This window comes from Kitasatospora sp. NPDC003701 (assembly GCF_053587085.1).
The window spans coordinates 165,766-188,812 of the sequence record NZ_JBSFNM010000007.1; the positions used below are offsets into that span (position 1 = coordinate 165,766).

Here is a 23,047-nt window from a genome sequence, read left to right on the forward strand (position 1 = left end):
CACCCGCACGAACCCGCCCGCACGAACCCGCACGACACAGGAGTTCCACGATCACCGTGACCGTCGACCAGAACACCCTCCGCCGGCGCGGCCTCGGCCTGCGCGCCCACGACCCCGCGCGCAGCTGGGGCGGCTACACCCTCTACACCCCGATCGCCGGCCCCGGCGACGTCCACCTCGTCGACATCGAGGGCAACCCCGTCCACACCTGGCGGCTGCCGCACCCGCCCGGCCGGCACGCGCGGCTGCTCCCGGGCGGCAACCTCTTCTACCAGGGGAAGGACACCACCGGTCCGAGCCTCTTCCCGATCTGGGACGTCTACCACGGTGGCATCCTCCAGGAGGTCGCCCCCGACGGCACGGTGCTGCGCGAGCTCCGCCACCCCTTCCACCACCACGACGCCTCCGTGCTGCGCAACGGGAACCTGCTGGTGCTCGGCGTCGAACCGCTCACCGCCGCCGACGCGGCCCGGATCCGCGGCGGCATCCCCGGCTCCGAGGCGCCCGGCGGCGTCATCCACGGCGACGTCGTGTACGAGGTGACCTGGGACGGCGAGGTGGTGTGGCGCTGGGCCGCGATCGACCACCTCGACCCCGAACGGACCCCGCTCAACCCGCACTTCGCCCGTGAGCACTGGCCGATGGCCAACACCGTCAACGAACTGCGTGACGGCGGCGTCGTGGTGGGCTTCCGCAGTGCCTCCACCGCCGTGGCGGTCGACCGGACGGACGGCTCGGTGCGCTGGCGGATCGGCCCCGACGTGCTCGCCCAGCAGCACTACCCGCACGAACTCGCCGACGGGAACATCCTGGTCTTCGACAACGGCACCTACCGGGACACCACCTCGGTGCCCTACTCGCGGGTCGTCGAGATCGACCCGTCGGACGGTCGGACGGTCTGGAGCTACGAGGACAATCCGCCGCAGAACTTCTACAGCCCCTACATGTCCAGCGCCCAGCGGCTGCCCAACGGCAACACCTTCATCGCCGAGGGCTCGTTCGGGCGGCTGTTCGAGGTCACCCCCGACGGCGACGTGGTGTGGGAGTTCGTGGTCCCCGAGTTCGGGGCCTTCGGCCGGGGCGTCGGCCTGGAGTCCTCCCGCGGCGCACAGAACGCCGTCTTCCGGGCCTACCGGTACGCCGCCGACGAGATTCCCTGGCTTCGCGGCTGAGCGGGACGACCCACCGGGCAGCGCCGGTGAGGTCGCCGGGTCCGGCCCCGGCGACCTCACCGGGGGTGTCGCGTCCCGCCGGCGCCGCCGGTCAGCGGGGCCGGACCGGTGGCGCGTCGCGCGCGCAGCGGAAGCCCGCGTGGCCGCTGGAGCTGTCGGGGGTGTTGGAGCTGCGCGCGGCCACGCGGTAGCGGTTGCAGTAGGACTTGTGGCACATGTGCGAGCCGCCGCGGATGACCTTGGCGCTGCCGGTGGCGGGGCCCGCGGGGTTGGCCGACGGGCGGCCGGGGTCGTGGTCGGTGGTCCACCAGTCGGCGCACCACTCCCAGACGTTGCCGGACATGTTGTGCAGGCCGAAGCCGTTCGGCGGGAAGGCGTCGACGGGCGCGGTGCCCCGGTACCCGTCGGCGGCGGTGTTCCGGCTGGGGAAGGTGCCGCGCCAGATGTTGCAGCGGTACTCGCCGTCGGGATCGAGGTCGTCGCCCCAGGGGTAGCGGGCCTGTTCGAGGCCGCCGCGCGCGGCGTACTCCCACTCCGCCTCGGTCGGCAGGCGCTTGCCCGCCCAGGTGGCGTAGGCATCGGCATCGTGCCAGGAGACGTGGACGGCCGGGTGGTCGCCGCGGCCGGCCGTGTCGCTGCCGTCGCCCTCGGGCCGGTTCCAGGCGGCTCCGGGCACCCCGCACCACCACGGCGTCTGCTGCGGCCGGGTGGTCCCGCTGCGCAGCCGGGCCGGCAGGAAGCCGGCGAAGACGTAGGACCAGCCGAAGCGTTCGGCGTCGGTGCGGTAGCCGGTGTCCGCGACGAACGCGGCGAACCGGTCGTTGGTCACCGCGCAGGCGTCGATCAGGAACGGGTCCAGGCGGACCGGGCGAATCGGGCCCTCGCCGTCGCCGGGCCGGGCCTCGGCGTCATCGGTCCCCATGAGGAAGTCCCCGCCGGGGAGCAGGACCATGCCGTCCGGCGGGCCGGCGGGCCGTACGGACGGCAGGTCGAGGAGCCGGGTCGGGCCGGCGCCGCGCGACGGTGTGCAGCAGGGCGGCGGGGGTGTGGTCATGCGTGCTCTCCGGGGAGGGGCGGGCGGGGTTCGGGCCGGGGCGTGGCGGCGCCCGCCGGCCGTGCGGAGCGGCGGGTGCGCCGCGGGTGACGGTGTGACAGGGCTGTCACCGGTGCCCCGTGGCGGAGCGGACCTGGCTCTTGGCGCGGCGGGTCCGTCGGTGACCCGGTGCGGCGGGGACAGCACCGTCGGCGCGCCCGTCGGCGCGGCGCCGTCGACCGGCGCGCTCGGGCCGGGGAACCGCCCCTCCGTCCCGGCCCACGCCCCGTTCCACGGCCGGCCGGCAAGGTCGCAGGACGAACGCGAACCGCACCGATCCTCCTCTGTGCGACGTCACCTCTGTGCATCGTTTTGTATGCGACGCGCCGAAAGGCCGTCAATGCCGCCGGGGGATGGTTGGCGAGCCGTTCACAGGGGATTCACGGTGCGCAACACGCCCGCCGGCCTGAGGGGACCGAAGCGCTCGGCCGTGCCGGACGGGAGCGCGTCCGCCGCCGCGGCGCAGCTCCGACCTGCGATGACGACCGGAACATGCCTGGTGGGAAGATCATGACGGCGGCCGCCGGCCGCCGTCGCTCCGCCTCGGCGGGCGCGGGCAGGGCGATCGGACGACGGGGACAGGGGCGCACATCGTGCGGGGGCGGAACGCGGAGCGGGACCGGATCGAGCAGCTGCTCGCGGGTGCCCGGCAGGGGACGAGCGGCGTCCTGCTGCTGCACGGCGAGGCCGGGATCGGCAAGACGGCGCTGCTCGACCACGCCGCCGAGCGGGCGGAGGGCGCGCGCGTGCTGCGCGTCGAGGGCATCGAGTCGGAGATGGAGCTGGCCTTCGGCGGCCTCCACCAGCTGTTCCTGCCCGTCCTGGACCTCGTCGACGGCCTGCCGGAACCGCAGGCCGTGGCCATGCGGGCGGTCTTCGGGCTGAGCGGCGACGGTGTGCGCGACCGCTTCACCGTCGGCCTCGCGGTGCTCACGATGCTGTCGGAGGCCGCGGCCGGCGGCCCGCTGCTCTGCCTGGTCGACGACGCGCAGTGGCTCGACCAGCCGTCGGTGGACATGCTGACCTTCGCCGCGCGCCGGCTGCGGGCGGAGGGCGTCGTGATGCTCTTCGCGGTGCGCGACGGCGCCCCCGGCGCGGCCGTGAGGGGGCTGCCCGGGCTGCTCGTCGAGGGGCTCGACCGCGAGGCCGCCGCCGAGCTGCTGCCGGGTTTGCCGCCGTACGTCGCGGACCGGGTCATCGAGGAGGCGCGCGGCAACCCGCTGGCCCTGATCGAACTGTCGGCCGTGCTCACCCCGGCCCAGCGCGCCGGGCGGATGGGCCCGTTGGCCCTGCCCGAGAGCGCCGCGGGGTTGCCGAGCCGGATCCGGGACGGCTTCCTGGCGCAGATCCGGCGGCTGCCCGAGGCTACCCAGGCGGTGCTGCTGGTGGCCGCCGCCGACGACACCGGGGACCTCACCGCGGTGCTGCGGGCGGCGCAGTCGCTCGGCGCCACGGTCGAGGACCTGGAACCGGCGGAGCGCGCCGGGTTCGTCCTGCTGTCCGGCGTGCTGGTGCGGTTCCGGCACCCGCTGGTGCGCTACGCCGCCTACCAGGGCGCCCCACTGGCCCGGCGCATCGCCGCGCACCGGGCGCTGGCGCAGGCCCTCGGCGCCGCCGGCCAGGCACACCGGCGGGCCTGGCACCTGGCCGCCGCCTCGACGGGCCCGGACGAGACGGTCGCCGAGGAGCTGGAGCGGGTCGCCGAGTGGGCCGGGAACCGGCAGGCGATGGCGTCGGCGTCCGCCGCCTACGAGCGTGCCGCCCAGCTCACCGCCGACCCGCTCCTGCGGGCGCGCCGCCTGGTCCGGGCCGCGCAGCGGGCCGCCGACGGCGGGCAGGACGAGCGGTGCGCCGCGCTGGCCGACCAGGTGCCGCAGCCGCTGGCGGACCCGGGGGTGGCGGCGAGCCTCGCGCGCGCCCGGGCCGTGGTCGAGCTGGGCTATCGCAGCCCGGAGACGGCGGCCCGGCTGCTGCTCGACGGCGCGGACCTCACCGGCGCCGGCTCCCCGGACACGGTGGCGTCGCTGCTGGCCGACGCCGTCCACGCCGCGTACTGCGCGGGGAACGCCGAGCTGATCGAGGAGGTCGCCGCCCGCGCCCCGGACCTGCCGCTCCTGGCCGTGCCGGCCCGGCTGTTCGGCGGCGACGTCCCGGGCGCGCTCGACGCGCTCGGCGGGCTGCGCGCAGGCGTCGACGGTGAGGGCGAGGGCGACCCGGCGACCGGGGTGATGGACCGGCTGATGACCGGGATCTACCACCAGCTGACCGGCGACCACGCGGCCGCCCGGGAGGCGGCCGCGGGAGCGGTCGCACACTGCCGCGACCAGGGCGTCGGCGGCTGGCTGCCCACCACGCTCCACCTGCTCGCCCGGACGGAGCTGGCGCTCGGCCGCCATGACGAGGCGTCCGCCCACGCCGCCGAGGGCCTCCGGCTGGCCGAGGACCACGACCTGGACCACCGGGCGGCCCACCTGCGCGCCGCCCTGGCGATGCCGGCCGCGGTGCGGGGTCAGGAGGAACAGGGCCGGGCCCTGGCCGGCGAGGCCCTGGAGTACACGCTCCCGCGCGGAGTGGGCCGGGCCACCGGGGACGCCCGGTGGGCGCTGGGGCTGCTCGAACTCGGTCTCGGCCGGGCGGAGTCGGCGCTGGAGGCGCTGGAGTCGGCGCGGCACGCGGCGGCCCACCCGCTGCTCTGCCTGCCGCTGCTGCCGGACCTCGTCGAGGCGGCGGGGCGCGCCGGCCGTCCGGAGCGGGCGGTGGAGCCGGCCCGGCTGCTCGGGGAGTGGGCCGCCGCCCTGAGGCGGCCCGCCCTCTCGGCCCTGGCCCACCGCTGCCGGGCACTGACCGGCCCCGACAGTGCGGCCGAGGAGCACTTCGTCGCGGCGCTGGCCCTGCACGAGGGCGGCAGCGCGTACGACCGGGCCCGCACCGCGCTCCTCTACGGGGAGTGGCTGCGCCGCCTGCGGCGCCGGATCGACGCCCGGGACCACCTGCGCGCAGCGCTGGAGGTGTTCGAGCGGCTCGGCGCCGAGCCCTGGGCCGGGCGCGCCCGGGCGGAGCTGGGTGCGGCGGGCGGGGAGACCGGGCTGACCGTTCTCCACGACGGCCCGATCAGTCTGCTGAGCCCGCAGGAACGCGAGGTCGTGCGGCTGGCGGCGTCCGGTGCGAGCAACCGGGAGATCGCCACGCAGCTCTTCCTGAGCCCCCGTACGGTCGGGCACCACCTCTACCGCGCGTTCCCCAAACTGGGCGTCAGCTCCCGCAGCGAACTCGCCACCCTGCTGGCTTCATGAGTCCTGCGCCTGCGCCTGTGCCGGGCCCGGGGCCTCGGGCGCCCGCGCCGCGTCGGCGGCCTCCGGCACCGAGTAGATCATCCGGGTCTGGGCGGTCCGGTAGCCGGCCCGGGCGAAGGCGGCGGCCATCGGGGCGTTGTCGGTGTCCGTGGTGGCCGTGATCAGCTCGGCGCCCGCCTCCACCTGGACCCGGGTGATCTCGGCCAGGATCTCGTCGACGAACCCCTGGCCGCGCAGCTCGGGGACGACACCGAGGTAGCCGACGTTGCGGTTGTACGGCGTCGCGGACGGCAGGGCCAGCCCGGCGACCCGCCCGTCCGGCGTGCGGGCCAGGCGCCACCACGAGCGCTCGCCCGGGCAGCCGAGGTAGAAGTCCACCTCCTCGCGGGCGGCCTCCTCGACGCCCATGGCCGCCACGTTCCGGCGGGTCTCGCCGTCCAGGCTGCCCACCGCGATCCGGCGGAAGACGTCGAGGAACTCCTCGTCGGTGCCCTCGGTGAAGGTGAGGCGCCCGCCGGCGGCCGGCAGCCCGGCGTCGGGGGTCCACTCCAGGCGCAGCCGCTCCACCTGGTCGGTGAGCCCGGCCGCCAGCGCGGCGTCCTGCCGCCAGGTCAGCGCGTCGACGACGGCCGGGTCCTCGCGCCAGCCGTTGGGCAGCGTCACGTTGTACAGCGGGAGCTTGGTCGCGCCCCGCTCGGCGAAGGCCCGCAGGCCCGCGGTGAGCAGCTCGGCGGCGACCGCCGCGCGGTCGGCGACCGACGGGTCGACGTGCAGGCAGTCCAGCGCGACCGGGTGTTCGCTGGACGCCTGGCCCCACCAGAGGGCGCGGGCCACGATCCGGCCGCCGTCCTCGGCGATCCAGGTCCACTCGGGCCGGTACATGCCCTCCTGCAGTTCTTCGAGGTAGCGGTCGGCGGGGATCCAGCCGACGGGTTCGTCGACCGTCACGGCGATGACGCGGTCGAGGTCGGACTCGGTGGTGGAACGGAACATCATGCGGGTGCTCACTTCTGGTGGGTTGCGTAGGTGGTGATGGTCGCGCCGGTGTTGAAGACGCGGGAGTCGGTCAGCGTGAACCCCGTCGGGAGGAACGGCGCGTCGAAGAGCGGGATGCCGGCGCCGGTGACGACCGGGTAGCGCTTGATGATCAGTTCGTCGATCTCCGTCAGCAGCCGGCCGGCGAGGTTCGCGCCGCCGCAGAGCCAGATGCCGGCCCCGTCCTGCCGCTTGAGCTCGCGGACGAAGGCCACCGGGTCCGAGGAGACGATCTCCACCTCGGGGTCGAGCCGGGCCAGGCTGCGGGAGAACACGTACTGGCGCAGGTGCGGGTAGGGGCTGGTGACGCCGATCGCGAGGCCGGGCTCGTAGGTGGCGCGGCCCATCAGGACGGTGTCGAACCGCTGGTTGGCGACCCCGTCGAGGCCCAGCGGCCCGCGACCGTGGGCCGGGACGGTCTCGGGGTACTCGGCCACCAGCGCCGCGGCGAGGTCCCCCTCGAAGGGGAAGAAGTCGAACTGCCCCTCCGGGCCGGCGATGAAGCCGTCCAGCGTGGTGCCGACGTAGTAGGTGAGCTGACGCACGCGACCTGCTCTCGTTCGGTGGGGCGGGTGATGTCCTTGACACTAGGGGGGCCGCCCCGTGACCGGCATCAGTCATCGCGACGTAATGTGACCGGTCATCGGCCTGCCGGGCCCCGGTCGGCGTGACGGTCGGGGTGACGGGCGGCGGGGCGCACGGGGGCCGTGCGTACGCGGTGCGAGGTGCCGATGCCCCGGGTGTGCGGCCGGGCGGCGGCGCGCGGGCGCGAGGACGGAGTCCGCTGCCGGTGCCCCTGGCGCACGCTGGAGGTGTGCATGCCGCCCCTGCGCGCAACGGACCCGGTGTGCGCGCCAGTGAGCTTCCTTCACGCCGATGGTGAAAGGCTTCGCCTGGGCAGGACTCCCTCCGGGCGTGCACGCACGGCGCCCCACTGCGTTCCGGCGGCGTCAGCGCGCCGCCGACAGCGGCCCGGAGGTGACAGGGTGGCGGGGACCGAGGACGTACCGGGCACCGACCCGATCGACGCGCGTGGCGGCCCCACCCCCGTCGACCCGCACCCGGCCGCCCTCCCCGCCCACGGAGCCCCGGCCGCCCGTCGCCCCGGGCCGAAGCCGGCCGGGTCGGCGGGAACGCGGCCGTCCGCCCCGGCAGCCGGGCGTCCGCCCGGGCCGGCGGCCCTCCCCGCACCACGGGTGAGGTCCGCGGTGCGGGGCGGGCCGCCGTACTGGACCTCGTGGTCCTGTCCCGCGGCGGGACCGATCAGACCGCCGCTCCGATCGTCCTGACCGACGGCCCGCTGCCGGTTTCGGCAAGCCCGACCCCGGTCCGCCAGGAACCTCCCCCGCCGCTCATCAGCGGACCCCACGTGCGGAGTAATCGTGACCACCAGGTGCTGCATCGTCCAACTGCCCTTCCCGTCCACCCGTGAACCGGACGACCGGCTGTCCGCCTACTACCAGGACTACGACCGACGCTTCCGCACCTTCCTCCCCGAGTACTTCATCCCGTCCGACGGGCTCTGGGAGATCCCCCTGTGGGTGGCGCACCTGACCGCGCTGCTGGACAGCGCGGCCATCGAGTCCTCCTTCCACGACCTGTCCCGCACCCCGGCCGACGTCGAGGCCTGCCGTGCCCCGATCACGGCGGCGACGGCGCCCGGCGACCTCGTCCTCTTCTCGCCGCTGGCCCAGAACTTCCGGCTCGCCCTGGAGCTCGCGGGCGAGTTGGAGCGCGCGGGGCGCCGCGTCGTGCTGGGCGGCAACATGGCCCCGCTGGCGCCGGAGGGCTCCGTGCACCTGGTGCACCGCGGCCAGCTCGACGCCGGCTTCGCGGCCGTCCTGGTCGAGCTGGCCGCGGGGCGGGGCGGCCGCACGGAGAAGCCCGCCGCGCTCGGGCTGGTGGCCGAGCCCATCACCTGGGCGCCGGACTACCGCCACCTGGACGGCTACAGCGGCAAGGTGCCGATGCTGCGGCTCAACGCCAGCCACGGCTGCCTCTACCAGTGCACCTTCTGCGGCGACGCCTGGAGCAAACAGCTCACCCTCGTGGGGCGCGGCGCCCTCGGCGCCGAAGTGGACCAGCTCACCGGCCGGTTCCCGGGCACCCGCCTGATCTACATCGGCGACAAGACCTTCGGGCAGTCGCGCGAGGCGGTCCGCAACCTGCTGGAGGTGTTCGGCGGCCGACCCGGCTACAAGTTCATCGTGCAGACCCATGTCATGCAGGTGAAGGAGTGGGTCATCGAGGCGATGCTCGAACTCGGGGTCGTGGCGGTCGAACTCGGCTTCGAGTCGGCCGACTCCCAGATGCTGAAGCGGCTCGGCAAGCTGTCCCGCGGGCTCGACGACTACACCGCGAAGATCCACGCCCTGAGCGGGGCCGGCCTGAAGGTCGTCCTCAACATGATGGGCGGGCTGGACGAGGAGACCGAGCGCTCCCACCACCAGACCCTCGAATGGCTGGAGGCCAACAGCGAGGCGCTGTGGCTGTTCAACCTCTACAATTTCGTGCCCTACCCGCTCACCCCCGACTTCGCGCGCCTGCGCGACCGCATCTTCACCTGGGACTTCGCGCAGTGGCGCGAGGACGCCCCGGTGGTCTACCGGCCCCGCCACCTGAGCCCGGAACGCAGCTGGGAGCTCTTCCAGGAGAAGATCGCCACCGCGCACCGCATCGTGCGCACGCCCGGACCGGCTCTCCTCGACCGCACCGCACGGGAGACGACATGACCCGACCCCCCGTCACGCCCGAGCTCCCCGACTTCGAGGCGCTCCACCGCAGCGTCAAACCCGAGGAGTTCGAGGCGGACCCGCTGCCCGGCTGGGCCGGCCTCGCCACCCTCTTCGGCGCTCCCGTCACGGGCGCGGCGCACATCGACGTCGGGGAGGACGGCTGGGTGGCCGCCGGGGTGCCCTTCGACGCGACCGCCAGCTCCCGCCCGGGCGCGGCCGAGGGCCCCCGGGCGATCCGGCAGGCGAGCCTGGTCTTCTCCAGCTACCTCACCAGCCTGGGCCAGTGGCGGATGCTGGACACCCGCACCGGCGGGACGTTCCGCTACCGGGCCCCGCGCGTGGCCGACGCGGGGGACCTGCACATCTATCCGACCGACACGATCCGCACCTTCCAGGCGGTCGCCGCCGAGACCCGCCGGCTGAGCCGGGCGGCTCCGCGCCTGATCCTCCTCAACGGCGACCACTCGACCGCCTTCCCCACCTTCGCGGGCTTCCGCGCCGGCCGGCTCGACCGGGGCGCGCGGCGCGTGGGATTCGTGAACATCGACCACCACTTCGACTTCGGCAACTGGAGCACCCTGCACGGGCCGCTCTACCACGGATCGAACTCCCGCCGGATCAGCGAACTCCCCGGTATGCACCCCGAGGACATCGCCTTCGTCGGCGTCGGCGACGTGACCAAGTACGACCAGTTCCGCACCCTGCTCGACCGGGGCTTCCACGTGGTGCCGGGCGCCCAGATCCGGCGGGCGGGCGCCGCCGCCGCGCTGCGCCCGGTCATCGAGCGCCTCGGCGAGCGCTGCGACGCCGTCTACGTCTCACTCGACATCGACGTGCTCGACAGCGCGGTGGCCACCGGGACCGGCCACGTGACGATGGGCGGCATCGACAGCGGCGACCTGCTCGACGTCTACGAGGAGCTGCGCGCCCTGCCGGTGGAGGCCGTGGACATCGCGGAGGTGGCCCCGCGCTACGACCCCTCCGGCAGCACGGCGCAGATCGCCGCCCGGCTGCTGTTCGAGTTCCTCTTCCGCAGCGAGAGCGCCGCACCGGACCTGGCGCCCTGGACGGAGCTGAGCCGGGAGGAGTGAGGTTCGCCCTCCTCCGGCTCGGGAACGAACGGACCGCGGGCGTCGGGAGGACGCCCGCGGGCCCGGCCGACGACCGAAGGATCGCCCCCTCAGATGACCGAACACCTGGCAGCCCTCCACGACCTGGCCGAACGGTGGCGGCTCGACCACCTGACGCCGGTCGGCAGCGGCCTCGAATTCACCGTCTACCGTGCGCTGGACCGCGACGGCCGGCCGGTCGCGCTGCGCCTCGCCCACCGACGTTTCGACGCCAACGCCAACGACCCGCACGTGGACACGCGCACGTTGCTGAGCCAGGAGTACGCCCTCGGTCGGCACCTGGCCGCCCACGGCTTTCCGGTCGCCGAGCCGCTGGAACTCCTCCTCTCCCCGGCGCCGGACGCCCCGGACGTCCTGCTCTCGCGCTACGTCCCCGACGACGGTTCGGAGCTCGACTGCTTCGCCCTCGGCGGGCTCCTCGGCCGCCTGCACCGGCTGCCCCCGCCACCGGGCCTCGTCCCCGTGGCGTCCGAGGGGCTGACCACCCGTCAGGTGATCGTCGCCAGGATCCGCCGGCGCTGGACCGAGGTCGGCCGGCTCGTCGCGGACTGGCCCGATCCACCGGACCTCGCGGTCGCCGCCCGGCACCTCGACACCGTCACCACGGCGGGTCTGGTGCACCTCGACGTGCGCAGCGCCAACATCCGGCGGCGCGACGGTGCGACCGCCGCGCTGCTGGACTGGTCGAACGCCCTGCTCGCCGACGCGACCCTGGAGTTCGGCAGGCTGACCGAGTACGCCCGCTACCCGGAGAACCAGCTCGACCTCGCGGCCCTGCGGGCCGGGTACGGCCGGGAGCAGGAGCCGCCGCCGGACGGCGGGGCCGGGCCCGGGCTGGTCTGCCGCCTCGACGCGGCACTCATGCTGGCCCTGGTCTTCCTCTCCGAGTCCCCGGACCCGAGCCGGGGTCCGGCGGCGGCGGACCACGCGCGCGAGCTGGCCGGGGCGCTCGGCCGAGCGGGGTGACGCCCCGACGACGCCCGGCCGGCCGTGCGCGGGTGCCCACGCCCCGTGCCCCGGCGGGTGTGGGCGGCACCGACGGGCGTGGCGCGGGGCCGCCGGCCCGCGGGCGGGGCCCGGCCGGTCACGAGATCGAGTAGCGCGAGGTGTCCACCCGCCGGCTCAGCGCCAGGTACCCCGCCGCGGCCGCCGTGCCGAGCAGCGCGCAGCAGCCCCAGACGGTGCTGCGGCCCGCGTGGTCCAGCAGCAGCCCGCCGGCGACGGGCCCGAGGAAGGAGGCCGCCGACCAGGCGAGCGAGCTGACGCCCTGGTAGCGCCCGCGGGTGTGCGTCGACGAGAGTTCGGCGGTCAGGCTCATGCTGGTGGGTGCCTGGACCATCTCGCCCAGCGTCCACACCCCCACGGTGGCGGCGTAGTAGAGCGCGGAGGAGCCGGCGAACGCGGTGAGCCCGAAGCCCCACCCGGTGAGCAGCGCGCCGGCCAGCAGCAGTATCCCGCGGTGCCGGCCCTTGGTCAGGCGGGTCACCGGGATCTGCAGCAGGACGATCAGCAGACCGTTGATGCCGATCACCAGCCCGTACTGCGCGCTGGTGAGCCCGGCCCTGCCCATGTCCACGGCGAGCGTGGTGTTGCCCTGCTGGAGCATCAGCCCGAAGGCGAAGGTCAGCCCGACCAGCACCATGAAGCGCCGGTCCCGGAAGACCGTGCCCAGGCCGACGCCCGGCGCGGACCGGTCCCGCTCCGGTGCCGCGGGCCGGGTCTCCGGGACCTTGCTGAAGACCAGTACCGCGCAGAGCAGCGTGGAGAGGGCGTCCACGAGGAAGAGCGCCCGGTAGCTGTGGGCGGCGACCAGTCCGGCCAGCGCCGCCGAGACACCGAACCCGATGTTGATCGCCCAGTAGTTCAGCGCGAAGGCCCGGGCCCGGTCGGCGGCCGGCACCAGGTCGGCGATGATCGCGGAGGTCGCGGGCCGCGAGGCGTAGCTGCTCAGGCCGACCAGGAAGGCCGTCGAAGCGATCGTCAGCTGCCCGTCGGCGAAGCCCAGGGCCAGGGTGGTGAGCGCGGTGAGCAGTTGGGCGGCCAGCAGCGTGGGCCGCCGGCCGATCCGGTCCGCCAGCACGCCGCCGACCACCGCGGCGATCACCGAGCCGAGGCCGACGAGCGAGACGACCATTCCCGCGTAGGAGGCCGAGTGGCCGCGGTCGGCGGTCAGGTAGAGCGCCAGGAAGGAGGCGACGCCGCCGAGCCGGTTGACCAGGGTCGAGGCCCAGAGCCACCAGAAGGCACCGGGGAGCCCGCCGAGCGACTCGGTGGTGGAACGGCGCAACCGGACGGCCACGCTGGCTGGGGCGGACATGGGCGGCTCCCGGGCGGCAGGCGTCCATCGGGCGGCGGCGGCACCCGGTGGGGCGGGCAAGGCGGCAAGTACCGTTGGCGGCGCGCGTATGACCGGGGCACCCCGGCAGGCCGCCCACGCCTCATCCCGGACCGGGGAAGGCGGTGGCGACTCGGCCGCGGCGGGGCGACGACCACGCCGGGCCGGCGATGGTGTGACGCGTCCTCGGATCAGCTGGGCCGGCCCCCATCCTGCCCTGACGGGGCTGCCCCGCGCACGTCTCGGCGAGTTGATCGAATCCGGTGTCGCGCGAGAAGCCGCCGGTCAGGCCGTCGGTTCGTGACCGCCCCCGGTCAGCTAGGGGCCGCCGGTACGGCCACCGGTGACGAGCCGCCGGGCACCAGCAGGTGCGGCGCCCCGCTGCCGTCCGCCGGGACGGTCCAGATGTCGGTGCCCTTCCCGTCCCGGCCCGGCAGCGCGTAGCCGAGCGTCTCCCCGTCGAGCCAGGCCGCCTGGTCGTCCACGCTGCGGGACTCGGCCAGCGGGTGCTCGGCCATCCCGGCGAGGTCCAGGACGTGGAGCCGCCAGGGCGCGGCCGGGTCCGCCGAGACCTTCTTCTTGAAGGCGATCCGGGTGCCGTCCGGCGAGAGCGAGGGGCACTCGACGTTCTCCCGCAGGGTCCGGGCCGACCAGGCCCGCAGGTCGCCCTCGACCAGGTGGGTCCGGCCGCCGGTCGAGACGGTGGCGTAGAAGTGGTTGTCGTCGGCGGCGAAGTTGACGCCCCAGTAGTTGACGTCGGCGGCGTGGTAGCGGGTGCCGTCGACGGTCAGCGGGATGGACTCGATCGACTTGACCAGGAAGCCGGTGCGCAGGTCCAGGATCGACGTCCGGGTGGAGAAGCCACTGGCCGCGTACGAGTCCCCCACGGCGAAGGCGGTCCAGGAGAGCAGTTGCCCGGAGGCCGACACCCGGGCCCGGTTCGGGATGCCGGGCACCGTCACCGTCTGGAGCTCGGTGAACCGCCGGTCGTACACCACCGCCTGGGTCCGGGCCGGGACGCCGGGCAGCGCCCGCAGGCACAGCGCGTGGTCCCCGGCGGCGTAGAACCGGGCGCAGGACGGCCCGTCCGGCGCCCCCTGGGTCCGGGCGACCCGTCCGGTGGCGGTGTCCCGGTAGTAGAGTCCCGGCTCGTTCAGGGTGAACGAGCCCTCCGCCGCGACGAGTTGCTGCCCGCCATCGCGCTGTCGGGCGTGCAGCACGTATCCGAGCGAGCCGCCCAGCAGCACCAGGACGGCGATGACCAGGACCGTCGAACGCGCCTTCACGCGACCTCCTCCGTCGGCAGGATCCGCCATGCGGCGGCGAGTGCGGCGGCCAGCGCGACCGCGGCCGCCGCCAGGGCCGGGCGCGGCCCCCACCACGTCCAGGCCGCGCCGAACCCGGCCGCTCCGACCAGCCGGGCCAGCGCCTGGCCGGTCTGCAGCACCGCGAGCCCGCCCGCCCGGCCCTCCGGCGGCAGCACCGGCCCGGCGAGCGCCATCAGCACGCCGTCCGTGGCGGCGTAGAACACGCCCAGGAGCACCAGGGTGAGCACGGCGGCCGGCCACACCGGCGGAGCCGTCAGGGTGAGGTAGGCCGCGAGCAGCGCACCGTGCCCGCAGAGGAACGGCGCGCGCCGCCCGGTCCGGTCCGCGATCCGGCCCACGGGTACGGCCAGCAGCAGGTAGCACGCCGCCGCACCGAGCGGCAGCAGGGGGAAGAGCAGGGGCGGCAGGTCCAGGCCGCGCTGGAGCAGCAGGTAGAGGAAGGAGTCGCCGATCGTCGCCGCCCCCAGCAGCGCGGCGGCCGTGACCACCCGCCGGAAGACCGGATCGCGCAGTGCCCCGGGCTTCCTCCGCGTCGGCTCCGGGGCGACGGCCGGCTCCGGCGCGACGGCCGGCGCCGCGGCCCCGGCCGGCATCCCCGTCCCGGCCGGCATCCCCGTCCCGGCCGGCTTCCCCGTCCCGGCCGGGACGTACAGCACCAGCACCAGTACGCCGAGCAGTCCGACGGCGAAGCTCACCACGAACACCGCGTCGTACGCGTCGGCCGTCGCCCACAGCACCGCGAACGCGACCAGCGGTCCGAGCAGCGCCCCCGTGGTGTCCATCGCCCGGTGCACGCCGAACGCCCGGCCGAGCGCCTCCGGCGGTGCGCTGAGCGAGATCAGCGCATCCCGCGGCGCGGTCCGCACGCCCTTGCCGAGCCGGTCGGCGGCCAGCGCGGCGGCGATCCCGCCGGCCGCCCCGCCGGCCAGCAGCAGCCCGAGCCGGGAGAGCGCCGAGAGCAGGTAGCCGACCCCGGCGACCGTCCGGTGCCGGCCGCCGCCCCGGTCGGCGAGCCTGCCGCCCAGCAGCCGGACCAGTGCCGTGGCGCCGTTGAACAGCCCGTCGAGGAAACCGAATTGGAGGGGTGAGAGGCCGAGCCCCAGCACCAGGTAGAGCGGCAGCACGGCGGTGACCATCTCCGAGGAGACGTCGGTGACCAGGCTGACCGCGCCGAGCGCGATGACCGTGCCGGGGACGCGCCGCCCCACCCCCGGGGGGCGGGGCGGCGCGTCCGGACGGCGGCCGGTGGTGGCCAGGTACATCATCAGTGGCAGCTGTACTTCGGGCTGGTGTCCTTGACCTGGCCGTCCGTTCCGACGTAGCTCCAGCCGTACCCGGAGTCGGTGAAGTCCAGCTTCAGCACGCCGTAGTCACCGCTGATCCGCTTCTGGCTGTTCGGCTGGACCTGCTCGATCGGGTAGGGCTCGGCGCCGCCCATCCCGCCGACGATCTCGACGATCCCGTCCGCGGTGGCCTTGCCGTCCGGGTCCTGCGGGGCGAACCGCTCGTAGTGGTGGTCGTGCCCGTTCAGCACCAGGTCGGCCTTGGCGCCGTAGAGGATCTTCCACACCGGCCGGGAGACCGGGTCGTTGCCGTGGCCGCCCGAGGAGTACAGCGGGTGGTGCCAGTAGGCGGCGACGCACTTCTTCGCGTTGGCCGCCAGGTCGGCCTTCAGCCAGTCGATCTGGGCGCTCTGGTCGAAGGCGTTGGAGTCCAGCGCGACGAAGTGCCAGTTGCCCTCGTCGAAGCTGTACCAGCTCTTCCCCTGGGGGTAGGCGATGCTGCCGAAGTACGACTTGTACCCGACGAGCGACCCGGCGGGGTCGTAGGTCTCGTGATTGCCCGGCACCGGGTGGGTCTTCGCCTTGAACGCGCCCCAGCTCTTGTCGTAGTAGTCCCGGAAGTCCGACAGCCGGGCGTCGTCGTACTGGTTGTCACCCATCGTCAGGTAGAATCTCGGGTCGATCTGCTGGGCCAGTGCGGCGGTCTTCGGGTGCGCGCAGGCGCTGTCCGAGGCGGTGCACTGCGCGGCGATGTCGCCCGCCGCCACCACGGTGAAGGCGGTCCCGCCGGGCGGCGTCCCGCCGTCCAGCACCCCGTAGACCTCCATCTCCAGCAGCGAGTACCCGTACGCCGTCCCGCGCGCCGTTCCGTACATCCGGACGTAGCGGCCCTTGCCGGCCAGCCCCGTCCAGTCGTCCGTCCCGCCGTTCCCGGCCTTCTCCGCCGCCACCGTCGTCCAGGTCACCCCGTCCGCCGACACCTCCAGCCGGTACGCCTTCGCGTACGCCGCCTCCCAACTGAGCTTCACCCGCGAGACGCCGGCGTTCGCGCCGAGGTCCACCCGCAGCCACTGCGGGTCCTTCCCCTCCGCGCTCGCCCACCGCGTGGAGGTGCTGCCGTCGAAGGCCTTCCCCGCCGCGTACGACGACCCCTCCGTGGACGAGGCCGTCGCGGCCTTCCCCCGCGAGAGCAGCGGATCGGCCGCCGCCCCCGCCCGCTCGGACCAGCCGAGCAACAGTCCGCCGAGCAACGCGAGCACGGCGGCGAACACTCCGATGTGAACAGGCCTTACCGAGACACCCAGACGCATCCCTGGACCCCTGACCTAGAGAACGGTGAGAGCTGGACACCGGCGCGCACCGCACACGAACCCGCCGGCCGAGCGGTGACCGCACCACCGCGGCGGCCGGGTCAGAGCTCTCGCTGAGCGCGTCACGCCCCGTCCGGTGCGGGCGCCGCGCCAAGCCGCCAGCCGACAGCGTAGTAGAAAGTAAAGTTTCCTATCAATGGTCGGGCGGGACTGAACTTCCTTCCGGCTCCGGATCGTTCGGCCGCGGCGGCCGGATCGTCGGGATCGACGGGATGGAGATCATTCGGGGCTGATCGGCCGGTCTGTCCGGCTCGGGGCGGGCTCGGTGACGGTCAGCGCCGGTACTGGCGGCGGTAGGTCGAGGGGCTGACGCCCATCACCTCCCGGAAGTGGTGGCGGAACCCCGCGACGGTCAGGCCCACCCGGCCGGCCACCGCGTCGATCGGGTGCTCGGCGGACTCCAGCAGTGCGGCGCCGGCCCGCACCCGCTGCCGCGTGATCCACCGCCCCGGCGGCAGACCGGCCGCGTCGACGAAGCGGCGCTCGAACTGTCGCACCGACAGGTGGGCGACGCCGGCCAGTTCGTCGACGGGCAGGCGCCGGTGCAGGTTCTCCAGCGCGTACCGCACGGCGGCGTCGATCGGGTCGTCGAGCGGCGCCCTGCCCACCGGATGCTCCGCGAACTGGGCCTGGCCGCCCTCGCGGTGCGAGGCCACGACCATCCGGCGGGCCACCCGGGCGGCGACCTCGGCGCCGTGGTCCTTGCGGACGAGGTGCAGGCAGGCGTCGATCCCGGCGGCGGTGCCGGCGGCGGTGACGACCGATCCGCCGTCGACGTAGAGCACCGACGCGTTGACCGTCACCCGCGGATGGCGTTCCTGGAGCAGGCGGGCGTGCCGCCAGTGCGTGGTCGCCTCCCTGCCGTCCAGCAGGCCCGCGGCGGCCAGCGCGAACGCGCCGCTGCAGATGGACACCACGCGCGCGCCTCGCGCGTATGCCTCCCGCAGCGCGTCCAGGACCGCCCCGGAGACCTCGCGGCGCACGTCCGCGACGCCCGGGACGATGACGGTGTCGGCGTACCGGAGCCGGTCCAGACCGTGGTGCACCACGATGTCGAAGCCGCCCACGACCCGGTGCGGCCCGGGTGTCTCGGCGCACAGCTCGAACCGGTACCACCAGTCCACGTCCAGCTCCGGCCGGGAGACCGCGAACACCTCGGCGACCGTGGCGAGCTCGAACGGGGCCATGCCGTCGAAGGCGAGGCAGGCGATCCGGTGCTGGCGCATGACGGGATCCTAGCGGCCGGTGCCGTTTCCGACACTGTCGGGCGACCCCGGTCAGGCCCGAGCCTGGTGGCATGAAGCCAGACACCACTGCACCGCTGACGTTCGGGATGCTCGTCTTCGACGAGGTCGAGGTCCTCGACCTGGGAGGCCCCTTCGAGGTCTTCAGCACCGCCGGCCGGCTGGCCCGCACCGACGACGACGAACCCCTGCTGCGCGTCCTGACGGTCGCGGCGACCGACCGGCCGGTCCGCGCCCGGGGCGGGCTGAAGGTCGTGGCGGACCACACCCTCGACGAGGATCCGCCCTTCGACGTGCTGGTGATCCCCGGCGGCGTCACCACGGCGGTCGAGGCGGACGCGGACGTCATCGAGTGGCTGGCCCGGCGCCGGCAGACCTCCGCGCTGACCTTCAGCATCTGCACCGGGGCCTTCTTGCTGGCCGCCACCGGAGCTCTGGACGGCCGCCCGGCCACGACCCACTGGGAGGACCAGGAGGAGCTGGCCGGCCGGTGGCCGGACATCCGGGTGCGCACCGACGTCCGGTGGGTCGACGACGGCGACATCGTCACCTCGGCGGGGATCAGCGCGGGCATCGACGCCAGCCTGCACATCGTGGGCCGGCTCTTCGGCGAACAGCTCGCCCGGCGCACCGCGCGCCAGATGGAGTACGAGTGGACGGCCGAACGCGCCGTCGGGGCCGGCCGGTCCGCGCAGGGGTGACCGGGACCGGGCTCCCCCGGCGGGTGCGGTCGTGCGCGGACCTGCCGGGGAGCGTCAGCCGCGGGTGAGGAGGTCGTGGACCCAGTCGACGAGGGCCGGGGCGTCGTGGTCGATGGTGGCGAAGTGCACGCCCAGCGTCTTCTGCGGCTCCGTCTCCGGCACCTTCACGACGTTCCTGCCGTACCGCTCGTACGCGACCTCGATCCCGTGCGCCTTGTTGGTGTCGTTCAGCTCGTCCACGAGGACGTCGGTGCCCTTGAGGGGGAACGGCAGCGCGGCCCGCACGCGCATGTCGTCGGCGGCCTGGGCGATGCGCACCGGCACCCTGATCTCCACGTCCGGGTTCATGCCGCCGACCTGGCGGTCGAACGCGGTCTGGTGCGGGTTGGGCTGCTCCGGGTAGCCGCCCCGGAACTGGTCCTCGCCCTTGATGCCGCCCCAGGACTCCTGGTCGCTCAGCTCGGCCCTGGAACGGTCCAGGACGTGCGGCCACAGCAGCAGTGCCTCGTCGGAGAGGACCTGGGCGGGCTCGATCGACGGGTCGCCGCCGATGGCACCGGCCAGGAACAGCGGGGTGAAGGCGAAGCCCTCCCCGACCTGGGTGTCCTTGGCGCCGAGCCGTACCAGGCCGAGGGGGTGGTTGGAGGGGGCGATCGCGACCACGCCGACCAGCTGGCCCTCGACGCGCTCGGGGGCGTGGTGGGCGGCGAACAGCGCGGCCTGGCCGCCCTGCGAGTGCCCGACGATGGCGTACTTCTCCCCGATCGCGCCCCGGAACAGCCGGCGGGCGGCCAGGACGATGTCCAGCACCCCGTTCGCCTCCGACGCCCCGAGGAGGTAGGGGTGGAGGCGCTCCGCCGTGCCCGTGCCGAGGGCCTCGTAGTCCGTCATCGCCACCGCGCAGCCGAGGCGCAGGAACGCGTTCAGCAGGGCGTGCGGAGAGGCGTTCATCGGTGAGGCTCCGGTGTCACCCCGGTCCCGCGACGGCGCGACGACGTTGGCGACGCCCACTGTGCCGTGGGCCCAGCTGACGAGCGGGTAGCCGTCGTCGGGGACCGGGTGCTCGGCGCGGTCCGGCAGCACGATGATCCCGGAGGTCGCCACCGGCTCGCCGCGCACGTCCTGCGAGCGGTACAGGACCAGCCAGTTCTCGCCCGCCGCCAGCTCCGCCGCGGGGTTGTCCAGGCGCCGCTGGTGGATCGGGTCCCCGGGGGCGCCGTCGGGCAGCGGGAGCGCCGGGGTGTAGAACGCGTCCCCCGCGGGGCCGTTCTCCTCCGGGTCGATGACCGGCGAGGTCTCGTTCACGGACGTCCTTCCTTTGGTGTCGGCTGTGTGGTCCGGTGCCCTGCCGCACGGCGGTGCGGTGCACCGGCGTACCCCGCCGCCCCGTGTGCGGGCGGTCGGGCGCCGCCGGTCGGGCGCCGTGCCGCCGGGCCCGGGCCCGCGACAGTCCCCGGGAGCTACCCGCCGCCGTCCGAACCCACCCCGCCCACCGGCACCATCCACCCGAACGAGTGACCTCGCTGCCCCCGCGGCATCGCGACGGGCCACCCCACGAGCGCCCCTGCCGTCCCGGGGCGATGCGTCAACTCGGAGGGGGAACGGCGCGGTTGACCGGTGCGCCGCCGATCCGGGCGCGCGTGGGCGGGCCGCCCCGGGGTACCCGCCGAACACCGGCGGCGGGGCCGCCGGTCCGTTCCCGGCGGCGGCCCCGCCGGCGCACCCGATGCCCGGCCCTCCCCACGAGAGAAAGCACGGTGCAGCAGATGGCACTCCTCGGACGCGGCCGGAAGGCCGCCCTCGGTACCACCGGAACTCCGGGTCAGGACCCGGACGCCGCCCGGGAACCCGCCGCCCGGGAACCTGTCGCGGGGGAACCCGCCGTGCGGGAACCCGTCGTCGAGCGCCCCGCCCGCCGGCGCACCCCCTGGTACATCGGCCTGCCGGTGACCCTGGCCGCGATCCTCGCGGTGTTCCTCGCCGGGGCGCACCTGGGCCTGTTCCCCTCGATCCCGAACCCCCTGGAACGCCGCACCGTGGACCGCAGCCAGCCCGTCCTGCTGCGCTCCATCCAGGACATGAAGCGGTTCACCGGCGCCCAGGGCAACTTCCAGATCGTCGTCGACCTCGACCACGAGGCCGCCTTCCTGCCGTCCGCGCTGCTCGGCAACCGCACCCTGTACGTGGCGGCCGGCACCGTGGACGCGTCCGTCGACCTCGGCGCCCTGGACAAGGGCGCGGTCACCGTCTCGAACGACCGCACCACCGCCACCGTGGTCGTCCCGCACGCCCAACTCGCCCCCGCCGCACTGGACGTCCGGCGCTCGTACGTCTACCTCCAGCAACGCGGGTTCTTCGACCGCATCGGCGACTTCTTCAGCGGCAACCCGGGCAACCAGCAGAAGGTCGAGGTCCTCGCCACCCAGAAGATCGAGCAGGCCGCCAAGGACACCGAGCTCACCCAGCGCGCCGAGCAGAGCACCCGCTCGATGCTGGAAGGGCTGCTGCGCTCCGCCGGGTTCACCACCGTGACCGTCACGATGGCTTCCTGACCTGCCGGGAGGGGGCCCGGGGGGTCCGTGGGCGGTGTGCCCCCACCGTGGGCGGCGCACCGCCCGCCACCCCGGGCGGGCGGGCGCGGAGCACGCGTCCGCCGGGTGCCGGTTCCACCGCGCCGGCCGAACTTTTGGTTATCGCGGCGGCCGTCGCCGGTCTCCTCTCCGGCGGGGCCGTGTTCTCGCCGGCCCGGACCGGGCCGGGCGCGGCGACGCGCCGACGACCGAAGAAGAGGAGGGGCCGACTGTGGGACGTCATGCCGTCGATGTCACGCCGACCGCGGCGATCGTGACGGGTGCCGGGGGAGGCCCGCCGGGCTCGCGCGCCGGACGGACCGCCCGGGCGGCGGCCGCGGCCGACCCGGCCGCGGCCGCGACCGCCGGCCCGCGCGCCCTTCCCGGCGCGCCCGGTACGGGAAGGACCCGCTGATGTCCGCTGCTCGCCGTTCGTTCTCCCACGGTTGGGCGCTGGCGTCCTGCGTGCCCGTTCTGGTGTTCCTCGGGCTGGTCGCGTGCGGTGAGTCGGCGGGCTCCGGGCCTGCGGGCATGCCGGGGACGGACCACCACGCGATGACGGCGACACCCGGTGCGCCGGCCCCGGCCGTGCCGGGGATGTCAGGGATGCCCGGGATGCCTGGTATGTCAGGGGCGTTGGGGCTGCCGGACGTGCCCGCGAACGCCCGGGGTCTCTCCGCCGAGCGGGACGGCTACCGGCTGGACCCGAAGGACACCGACCTGCCCGCCGGCCGGGCGGTGGGGTACCCGTTCACCGTCACCGGCCCGGACGGCGCACCGGTCACCGACTTCGCCGTGCACCAGACGAAGAAGCTGCACTTCTACGCGATCCGCTCCGACCTCACCGGCTTCCAGCACCTGCACCCGGCGATGGCCGCGGACGGTACCTGGACGGCCGACCTGGCCGCCCTCACCCCGGGCGACTGGCGGCTGTACACGTCGTTCGTCCCGGACACCGGCCCCCGCAAGGGCAGCGAGCTGGTGCTCAGCCGCACCGTGACCGTGCCCGGCGCGGCCGCCGCGCTGCCGTTGCCCGCCCCGGTGGGCAGCACCACGGTCGACGGCTACACCGTCACCCTCCGCAGCGAGCCGATGGCCGGCGCCCACCGACTCACCGCCACCGTCACCAGGGACGGCGGGCCGGTCACCGACCTCCAGCCGTACCTGGACAGCTACGCCCACCTCAGCGCCTTCCACGAGGGCGACCAGGCGTTGGCCCATCTCCACCCGACGGACACGGTCGACGGTGACCACGGCGGCCCGACGCTGACCTTCCAGGCCCTGCTCGGCGAGGCCGGGAACTGGCGGCTCTTCCTGCAGTTCCAGACCGCCGGGCAGCTGCACACCGCGGAGCTCACGCTGAACGTCACCTGACGACGCCGCGCCGGTCGGGGATCCGCGGCGCGCCGGGCGGTACGGCTCCGGGCCGCCCGGACGCCCACCCGGGCGGTCCCGACCCCGACGGCCGGGTGATCGGGCGGGTACCGGGCACTCCGACGCTCACCACCCCCCGATCCTGCCGATCGCGAAGCCGAGGCAACTGATCACCAGAACGGCGATGACCAGCAGGGGGATCCAGCCGGGCCAGGCGGTGTGGAGCTCGGCCGATTCGGGGGTGGAGATGCCCGCGCAGGTCGACGCCTCGCACTCGGGCGTCTCGGTGGGGGCGACCGCAGCGGTCGGCCGGTGCTGCGCGGTGGCCGGGAGTGTGAGGGACATCGTGGTCCTCCCGCTCGGTGGGGTGCGGAAACGGCCGGG

18 protein-coding genes are annotated in these 23,047 nt (G+C 74.8%); 8 read left to right on the top strand and 10 right to left on the bottom strand.

Translation table 11 applies throughout. The features are described from left to right. The first annotated feature begins 56 nt into the window (after positions 1-56). Positions 57-1,172: an aryl-sulfate sulfotransferase gene (locus tag ACWDRR_RS09545; RefSeq protein WP_449771604.1), complete on the top strand. Its 1,116-nt coding sequence runs from the start codon at positions 57-59 to the stop codon at positions 1,170-1,172. Positions 1,173-1,263: 91 nt separating this feature from the next. Here ACWDRR_RS09545 and ACWDRR_RS09550 read toward each other — a convergent pair whose 3' ends face one another. Next, positions 1,264-2,226: a formylglycine-generating enzyme family protein gene (locus tag ACWDRR_RS09550; protein ID WP_449771605.1), complete on the bottom strand. Its 963-nt coding sequence runs from the start codon at positions 2,224-2,226 to the stop codon at positions 1,264-1,266. A 632-nt stretch (positions 2,227-2,858) separates the two neighbouring features. Here ACWDRR_RS09550 and ACWDRR_RS09555 point away from each other — a divergent pair. Beyond that, a complete protein-coding gene (locus tag ACWDRR_RS09555; RefSeq protein WP_449771606.1) occupies positions 2,859-5,558 on the top strand; it encodes an ATP-binding protein in 2,700 nt (899 codons plus the stop codon). Here ACWDRR_RS09555 and ACWDRR_RS09560 read toward each other — a convergent pair. Next, entirely contained in the window at positions 5,553-6,566 is a 1,014-nt protein-coding gene (locus ACWDRR_RS09560; protein ID WP_449771607.1) for a GNAT family N-acetyltransferase, read from the bottom strand. The two genes, ACWDRR_RS09555 and ACWDRR_RS09560, sit on opposite strands and share 6 nt — an antisense overlap. Further along, positions 6,563-7,138: a dihydrofolate reductase family protein gene (locus ACWDRR_RS09565; protein WP_449771608.1), complete on the bottom strand. Its 576-nt coding sequence runs from the start codon at positions 7,136-7,138 to the stop codon at positions 6,563-6,565. Before ACWDRR_RS09565 ends, ACWDRR_RS09560 begins: the two co-directional genes overlap by 4 nt. Before the next feature lie 837 nt (positions 7,139-7,975). Here ACWDRR_RS09565 and ACWDRR_RS09570 point away from each other — a divergent pair. The 3 genes from ACWDRR_RS09570 (at position 7,976) to ACWDRR_RS09580 (ending at position 11,424) form a co-directional block, all read left to right on the top strand. Then, the gene (locus tag ACWDRR_RS09570) at positions 7,976-9,325 is read left to right on the top strand and encodes a B12-binding domain-containing radical SAM protein (protein WP_449771609.1); all 1,350 of its coding nucleotides are present in this window, start codon (positions 7,976-7,978) and stop codon (positions 9,323-9,325) included. Beyond that, entirely contained in the window at positions 9,322-10,419 is a 1,098-nt protein-coding gene (locus ACWDRR_RS09575) for an arginase family protein (protein ID WP_449771610.1), read from the top strand. Before ACWDRR_RS09570 ends, ACWDRR_RS09575 begins: the two co-directional genes overlap by 4 nt. A gap of 93 nt (positions 10,420-10,512) precedes the next feature. Beyond that, entirely contained in the window at positions 10,513-11,424 is a 912-nt protein-coding gene (locus ACWDRR_RS09580) for a phosphotransferase family protein (protein ID WP_449771611.1), read from the top strand. Between the two features lie 118 nt (positions 11,425-11,542). Here ACWDRR_RS09580 and ACWDRR_RS09585 read toward each other — a convergent pair whose 3' ends face one another. The 5 genes from ACWDRR_RS09585 to ACWDRR_RS09605 all read right to left on the bottom strand — a co-directional run bounded on the left by ACWDRR_RS09585 (position 11,543) and on the right by ACWDRR_RS09605 (position 18,000). Beyond that, positions 11,543-12,775, bottom strand: a complete 1,233-nt coding sequence (locus tag ACWDRR_RS09585; RefSeq protein ID WP_449771612.1) for an MDR family MFS transporter — start codon at positions 12,773-12,775, stop codon at positions 11,543-11,545. Between the two features lie 332 nt (positions 12,776-13,107). Then, positions 13,108-14,109, bottom strand: a complete 1,002-nt coding sequence (locus ACWDRR_RS09590) for a TolB family protein (protein ID WP_449771613.1) — start codon at positions 14,107-14,109, stop codon at positions 13,108-13,110. After that, on the bottom strand, positions 14,076-15,383 hold the full coding sequence (locus ACWDRR_RS09595; protein ID WP_449771685.1) for an MFS transporter: 1,308 nt from the start codon (positions 15,381-15,383) through the stop codon (positions 14,076-14,078). Before ACWDRR_RS09595 ends, ACWDRR_RS09590 begins: the two co-directional genes overlap by 34 nt. A gap of 2 nt (positions 15,384-15,385) precedes the next feature. Beyond that, positions 15,386-16,675, bottom strand: coding sequence for a discoidin domain-containing protein (locus ACWDRR_RS09600; protein ID WP_449771614.1), 1,290 nt, complete (start codon positions 16,673-16,675; stop codon positions 15,386-15,388). Between the two features lie 371 nt (positions 16,676-17,046). After that, the gene (locus tag ACWDRR_RS09605; RefSeq protein WP_449771615.1) at positions 17,047-18,000 is read right to left on the bottom strand and encodes a helix-turn-helix domain-containing protein; all 954 of its coding nucleotides are present in this window, start codon (positions 17,998-18,000) and stop codon (positions 17,047-17,049) included. A 71-nt stretch (positions 18,001-18,071) separates the two neighbouring features. On the opposite strand from ACWDRR_RS09605, the gene ACWDRR_RS09610 reads away from it, so the two are divergent. Beyond that, on the top strand, positions 18,072-18,719 hold the full coding sequence (locus ACWDRR_RS09610; RefSeq protein WP_449771616.1) for a DJ-1/PfpI family protein: 648 nt from the start codon (positions 18,072-18,074) through the stop codon (positions 18,717-18,719). Between the two features lie 54 nt (positions 18,720-18,773). Here the strand turns inward: ACWDRR_RS09610 and ACWDRR_RS09615 are convergent, their stop codons facing one another. Next, positions 18,774-20,024 carry an alpha/beta hydrolase family protein gene (locus ACWDRR_RS09615; RefSeq protein WP_449771617.1) on the bottom strand — a complete coding sequence of 417 codons (1,251 nt, stop codon included), beginning with the start codon at positions 20,022-20,024 and terminating at the stop codon, positions 18,774-18,776. 578 nt (positions 20,025-20,602) lie between these two features. Here ACWDRR_RS09615 and ACWDRR_RS09620 point away from each other — a divergent pair. Both ACWDRR_RS09620 and ACWDRR_RS09625 read left to right on the top strand, forming a co-directional pair. Continuing rightward, positions 20,603-21,271, top strand: a complete 669-nt coding sequence (locus tag ACWDRR_RS09620) for a DUF4230 domain-containing protein (protein ID WP_449771618.1) — start codon at positions 20,603-20,605, stop codon at positions 21,269-21,271. 633 nt (positions 21,272-21,904) lie between these two features. Then, the gene (locus ACWDRR_RS09625) at positions 21,905-22,663 is read left to right on the top strand and encodes a hypothetical protein (RefSeq protein WP_449771619.1); all 759 of its coding nucleotides are present in this window, start codon (positions 21,905-21,907) and stop codon (positions 22,661-22,663) included. A 126-nt stretch (positions 22,664-22,789) separates the two neighbouring features. Here the strand turns inward: ACWDRR_RS09625 and ACWDRR_RS09630 are convergent, their stop codons facing one another. After that, a complete protein-coding gene (locus ACWDRR_RS09630) occupies positions 22,790-23,008 on the bottom strand; it encodes a DUF6480 family protein (RefSeq protein ID WP_449771620.1) in 219 nt (72 codons plus the stop codon). Positions 23,009-23,047: the final 39 nt, after the last annotated feature.

What these genes read in the sequence shown, in the direction of transcription:
- ACWDRR_RS09550 (WP_449771605.1), bottom strand. Translation starts at nt 2,226, where the DNA reads ATGACCACACCCCCGCCGCCCTGCTGCACACCGTCGCGCGGCGCCGGC.
- ACWDRR_RS09575 (WP_449771610.1), top strand. Translation starts at nt 9,322, where the DNA reads ATGACCCGACCCCCCGTCACGCCCGAGCTCCCCGACTTCGAGGCGCTC.
- ACWDRR_RS09580 (WP_449771611.1), top strand. Translation starts at nt 10,513, where the DNA reads ATGACCGAACACCTGGCAGCCCTCCACGACCTGGCCGAACGGTGGCGG.
- ACWDRR_RS09585 (WP_449771612.1), bottom strand. Translation starts at nt 12,775, where the DNA reads ATGTCCGCCCCAGCCAGCGTGGCCGTCCGGTTGCGCCGTTCCACCACC.
- ACWDRR_RS09590 (WP_449771613.1), bottom strand. Translation starts at nt 14,109, where the DNA reads ATGGCGGATCCTGCCGACGGAGGAGGTCGCGTGAAGGCGCGTTCGACG.
- ACWDRR_RS09595 (WP_449771685.1), bottom strand. Translation starts at nt 15,383, where the DNA reads ATGTACCTGGCCACCACCGGCCGCCGTCCGGACGCGCCGCCCCGCCCC.
- ACWDRR_RS09605 (WP_449771615.1), bottom strand. Translation starts at nt 18,000, where the DNA reads ATGCGCCAGCACCGGATCGCCTGCCTCGCCTTCGACGGCATGGCCCCG.
- ACWDRR_RS09610 (WP_449771616.1), top strand. Translation starts at nt 18,072, where the DNA reads ATGAAGCCAGACACCACTGCACCGCTGACGTTCGGGATGCTCGTCTTC.
- ACWDRR_RS09625 (WP_449771619.1), top strand. Translation starts at nt 21,905, where the DNA reads ATGCCTGGTATGTCAGGGGCGTTGGGGCTGCCGGACGTGCCCGCGAAC.
- ACWDRR_RS09630 (WP_449771620.1), bottom strand. Translation starts at nt 23,008, where the DNA reads ATGTCCCTCACACTCCCGGCCACCGCGCAGCACCGGCCGACCGCTGCG.